Here is a 4,973-nt window from a genome sequence, read left to right as displayed (position 1 = left end):
GCCCCCTGATTGTAAATTAAGTTTTAAGGGTTATCATAACACATGTAAAATAAACTGATAACAGGATATTGTTTACACGGTGGGATGCGGGTTTGCGGGTGGCTTGGGATGTGTAAAGGAAACTGCACTTTATGAGACAAGCCAATCGCGTGTTATGAGGCCTGATCACTAGGTCATTTTTACGGATGGCTTACTGGTGTCGTATGATAGGATGGAAAATCAGGTTGCCGCCTGATGAAGCAGTTATCAGTCATTATTGCGGCAATCACTAAAAAACTATAAAGTGTGGCAAAATGTATCGGCATTAGCCCTAAAGTCATACGAACCCATTGGGCGTGGAAGAATTTATTGCCCCCCATGCTGTCCATCGGCAGAAATTAGCTGTGAGCGCGAACAAATTACATTAGGAACCCAGGACAGATGAACCACCAAGCCCTTTCCGCCTTTATCTGGTCGGTCGCCGACCTGCTGCGCGGCGATTACAAACAATCCAACTACGGTAAGGTTATCTTGCCCTTCACCGTGCTGCGCCGTTTGGACTGTGTGCTGGATGCCACCAAAGCCGCCGTGCTGGCCGAACAGGCCGACAAACAACATGCCGGCATAAACTTGGAACCGTTCCTGCTGCGTAAGGCCGGGCAAAGTTTCTACAACACGTCGCCCTTGGACATGAAAACGCTTATGGGCGACCAAGACCATATCAAGGAAAACCTGTTCGCCTATATCCAAGGCTTTTCGCTGGCGGTGCGGGACATTTTCGAGCGTTTTGACGTTTACACCCAGATTGACCGCCTCGCCAAGGCCGGATTGCTGTACCAAGTGGCGGAACGCTTCGCCAACATTGAATTGCACCCCGACCACGTCACCAATAGCCAAATGGGCTTGGTGTTTGAGGAACTGATCCGCAAGTTTGCGGAAATTTCCAACGAGACCGCCGGAGAGCATTTCACCCCGCGTGAAGTGATCCGCCTGATGGTCAACCTGTTGTTCATTGAAGACGACGCGGTGCTGGCAAAACCTGGCGTTGTCCGCACCATCTACGATCCCACGGCAGGTACGGGCGGGATGCTCTCGGTGGCGGGGGAATATCTGGAGGAACACAACCCCGAAGCCCGGCTGACCATGTTCGGGCAAGAACTCAACGACGAGTCCTATGCGATCTGTAAAGCCGATATGCTCATCAAAGGGCAGGATGTCGGCAATATCATCTCCGGCAACACCTTTTCGGAAGACGGTCACCCGCATAAGAAATTTGACTACATGCTGTCCAACCCGCCTTTTGGCGTGGAGTGGAAAAAAGTCGAGAAAGAAATCCGCAAAGAACACGAACAGCAAGGCTTCAACGGACGTTTCGGGGCGGGCTTGCCGCGCGTGTCGGACGGCTCGCTGTTGTTCCTGTTGCACCTGATCAGCAAAATGCGCCCCGCCCATGACGGCGGTAGCCGCTTCGGCATCGTCCTCAACGGTTCGCCGCTATTTACGGGCGCGGCGGGTTCCGGGGAAAGTGAGATACGCCGCTATGTGCTGGAAAACGATTTGGTGGAAGCCATCATCGGCTTGCCGACGGATATGTTTTACAACACGGGCATTTCCACCTATGTGTGGATACTCAGCAACCGCAAACCGGCACACCGCCGGGGCATAGTACAATTGATTGATGCCAGCGGCTTCGGGCAAAAGATGCGCAAAAGCTTAGGCTCAAAGCGCAAAGAATTGTCGGAAGCGCACATCGCCGAAATTACCCGCCTGTTCGGGCAGTGCATTGACTATAGCGACGGCAAAAAGCCCATTGCCAAACTGTTTAAGAACGCCGATTTCGGTTACCGCACCATTACCGTCGAACGCCCGTTACGCGACGACAGCGGCGCGGTGGTGCTGGCCAGCAAAGGCAAACTGAAAGGCAAGCCGCAACCGGACTCCAGCTTGCGTGACACCGAAAACGTGCCGTTACACGAAGATGTCGAAACCTATTTCAAACGCGAAGTGCTGCCCCATGCCCCGGATGCGTGGATAGACCACGACAAGACCAAGGTGGGTTATGAAATCCCCTTTAACCGGCATTTCTACGTTTTTGAGCCGCCGCGCGACTTGGCCGAGATTGATGCCGATTTAAAGCGCTGCACCGACCGGATTTTAACCATGATTGCAGGCTTGTCGGCATGAACTTAATGCGGTTGCTAGTGAACGGCAGACGCTGGGCGGTGGCTTTATGACATCGGATGTAGTTCAAAATGACTTTATCGACGTTGTCCGGCTGATTGAAGCCGCACGGCAGAAATCTTATCAGGCAATCAATACCGCCCTGATCGAACTCTACTGGCAAGTGGGGGAGTACATCAGCGGGAAAATATCCACCTCACAATGGGGTGATGCCGTGGTCACACAATTGGCTAACCACATTGCCCAAACCCACCCCGGACTGCGGGGGTTTACCCGCCGGAATTTATTTCGGATGCGGCAATTTTACGAAACCTATCGCGACGATGAAAAAGTGTCGGCACTGCTGACACAATTATCGTGGACGCATAACCTCATCATCCTCAGCCAAAGCCAATACCCTGAAGAGCGCGAATTTTACTTACGGCAGTCCGTTCAAGAAAATTGGAGCACGCGCGAGCTGGAACGCCAGTTTAAAACCGCGTTGTTTGAGCGCACGGTGCTGACCCCGCCCAAAGTGTCAGCAGTAGTGGCAAAAACCCACCCGACAGGTGCTGCTGTCTTTAAGGATGCCTATATGCTGGAGTTTCTGGGCTTGCCGACCGGACACAGCGAAGCGCAGTTGCAGCAAGGTTTATTGCAGCAATTGAAAGCGTTTCTGATTGAATTGGGCAGCGACTTTTATTTTGTCGGTGCAGAGTATCCCTTACAAGTGGGCGGTCGTGACTTTGCGTTGGATTTGCTGTTCTTTCATCGCGGGCTTAACTGTTTGGTGGCGATTGAATTGAAAGTAGGGCGTTTTGAACCGGAATATGTCGGCAAGCTGGCGTTTTACCTCGAAGCCTTGGATAGGGATGTACGCAAATCCCACGAAAACCCCGCTATCGGGGTATTGCTGTGCGCCAGCAAAGATGATGAAGTGGTGGAATATGCCCTGAGCCGCACCTTGTCGCCCGCTCTGATCGCACAATACCAAACCCAATTGCCGGACAAAAAACTGCTGCGCGAAAAGCTGCATGAGTTTTATCTGCAAAATACGCCTGATGGAGAAGGGGATATATGAGTTTTCCGCGTTATGAAAATTATAAGGACAGCGGCGTTGAGTGGCTGGGAGAAGTGCCGGAGCATTGGGGCGTTGCGCCACTTAAGCGAGGTTTCGAGGTTCGTCTTGGAAAAATGCTGCAACCTGAGTCATCATCACATGATGAACTTTTACCATATTTGCGAACTGCAAACATTCAGTGGTATGGAGTTGATGTTTCCGACATAAAGCTAATGTGGTTTTCTCAGAAAGAGCGGAGTCAACTAACACTGCAATCGGATGACCTGCTAATTAGTGAAGGCGGGGATGTTGGACGCTCGGCCTTATGGCGCGGTGAGATTGATAACTGTCATTTCCAAAACTCAATTAATAGAGTTAGAGCGAGAGAAAGTAATTCTGGGGGTTATCTATACCGGCATGGCCGATTAGTGAAATTTAACGGCCTTAGGCTGAAAAAATTATTTACCGGACCGCCGGGCGGCGGGGGTTTTTGTAGGTTAGTTAGTAGGGTGTAGGGTAGAATAAATGGCTTCGGGCCGCCCCGAACCCCGCCCCCAGGATGCCGGCGCCCTTAACGGCCTATAATGGAAAAGGGGTTGAAAAATTGCCTGCCCCAGAGCAGGTTCTTGTCGGTTTCTGACAGCCGGGCTTCGGCGCACACTCCGTCCCAGTGCGTTTCGATGGCCATGGCCACCCAGTCAATAATGGCGCGGGCTTCGTCCTTGCCGAGCAGGAAATGGTGCGCCGCCGCCAGGCAGGTGGCGAGCTGGCTGAGATTGTCGGCACCGGTGATCCGCATGGCCTGGGAGGCCTCATAACCGGTGCGGGCCTGCGGGCAGATGTCATAGGCCGGGGTCAGCCTGAGGGTTTGGCCGTCCCAAAAGGCCGCATGGTTGCGGGCGTGGTCGTCGGTGTTGCCGCACAGGACATTGAAGACCAGGCGGGAGAACAGTTCCCTGAGCGTGTTTTTGGGGTCGGCGAAGCGGTGCCGGATGATCGCCGCCAGCTCTTCGTAACTGGCATAACGCGCCGCCAGCTCATCCAGCCCGAACAGGGTCAACGCCGACACCATCGCCTTGCGCGACCACCCCGCCGCGGTTTTTTCGCGGTCAAAGCGCTCGACCAGCAAAACGTCCTTATGGGCGGCTTGCCCCAGCCGGACGGCGGCCACCTCCAGCCCCGCCAAGGCGGCCAAGCGCATGGCAATGAATTCCGCCTTGACGACGCTGTACAGGTCGGTGCCGGAAGAGAATTTGGCGATATATTTTTTGCCTTGGTCTTCGACCAGGGCTTTGGGGCGTGCCCCGCCAATGGAGCTGCCGTGAAACAGGGCCTGGCCGAGTTCCGGCGAAAGCGGCAGGCCTTTTTCCACACGTTCCGCCGCTTCCAAGAGTTCCTCCATACTGGCGTTAGTGTAGGCGCGGGGGCTATATTCTGAGGGCGACCGCTGAAAATCCAGGGCGCCGATGCGGTCCGAGCCCGATTCCAGCAGGTAGGTCAGTTCGTCCAGCACGGCGGTATCCGCACCGGCGCCTTTCAAGCCCCATTTTTTGTTGATGACCACCCGCCGCCCCCACGCATCCGGGGCGGCATCACGGATACAGCCGGGCATACTCAGCCCGTCCAATAAAGGCAAGACCCCCCGTTTTAAAGGCAATTCCGGTTCGTAAATGGCGATGGCCGGGTTGCTGTCCTTGACGCGTTCCAGATAGCTTTGGCCGTAATTGAAGTGTATTGTGCCGCCGCCGCCCTCCAGCTTGCCCGCGACGACCGG

The 4,973-nt window shown here is 54.3% G+C and carries 4 protein-coding genes; 3 read left to right on the top strand and 1 reads right to left on the bottom strand.

Going from position 1 to position 4,973, the window contains the following annotated elements; genetic code table 11:
- The first annotated feature begins 420 nt into the window (after nucleotides 1-420).
- The 3 genes from AADEFJLK_RS17325 to AADEFJLK_RS17315 are packed head-to-tail and all read left to right on the top strand — an operon-like array spanning nucleotide 421 to nucleotide 3,714.
- On the top strand, nucleotides 421-2,163 hold the full coding sequence (locus tag AADEFJLK_RS17325) for a type I restriction-modification system subunit M (protein WP_103975121.1): 1,743 nt from the start codon (nucleotides 421-423) through the stop codon (nucleotides 2,161-2,163).
- A gap of 46 nt (nucleotides 2,164-2,209) precedes the next feature.
- A complete protein-coding gene (locus tag AADEFJLK_RS17320) occupies nucleotides 2,210-3,220 on the top strand; it encodes a PDDEXK nuclease domain-containing protein (protein ID WP_103975274.1) in 1,011 nt (336 codons plus the stop codon).
- A complete protein-coding gene (locus tag AADEFJLK_RS17315; RefSeq protein WP_103975120.1) occupies nucleotides 3,217-3,714 on the top strand; it encodes a restriction endonuclease subunit S domain-containing protein in 498 nt (165 codons plus the stop codon). Before AADEFJLK_RS17320 ends, AADEFJLK_RS17315 begins: the two co-directional genes overlap by 4 nt.
- A 56-nt stretch (nucleotides 3,715-3,770) precedes the next feature.
- Here the strand turns inward: AADEFJLK_RS17315 and AADEFJLK_RS17310 are convergent.
- On the bottom strand, nucleotides 3,771-4,973 hold a 1,203-nt coding region (locus tag AADEFJLK_RS17310), incomplete at its 5' end, for a type II toxin-antitoxin system HipA family toxin (protein WP_103975119.1).

Origin of the sequence: Methylovulum psychrotolerans, from assembly GCF_002923755.1 — a bacterium.
Classification (GTDB): Bacteria; Pseudomonadota; Gammaproteobacteria; order Methylococcales; family Methylomonadaceae; genus Methylovulum; species Methylovulum psychrotolerans.
The sequence above is the reverse complement of the archived record's forward strand: the minus strand, read 5'-3'. Positions and strand labels throughout refer to the sequence as shown.

Coding starts and splice junctions, on each gene's coding strand:
- AADEFJLK_RS17315 (WP_103975120.1), top strand. CDS start 3,217: ATGAGTTTTCCGCGTTATGAAAATTATAAGGACAGCGGCGTTGAGTGG.
- AADEFJLK_RS17320 (WP_103975274.1), top strand. CDS start 2,210: ATGACATCGGATGTAGTTCAAAATGACTTTATCGACGTTGTCCGGCTG.
- AADEFJLK_RS17325 (WP_103975121.1), top strand. CDS start 421: ATGAACCACCAAGCCCTTTCCGCCTTTATCTGGTCGGTCGCCGACCTG.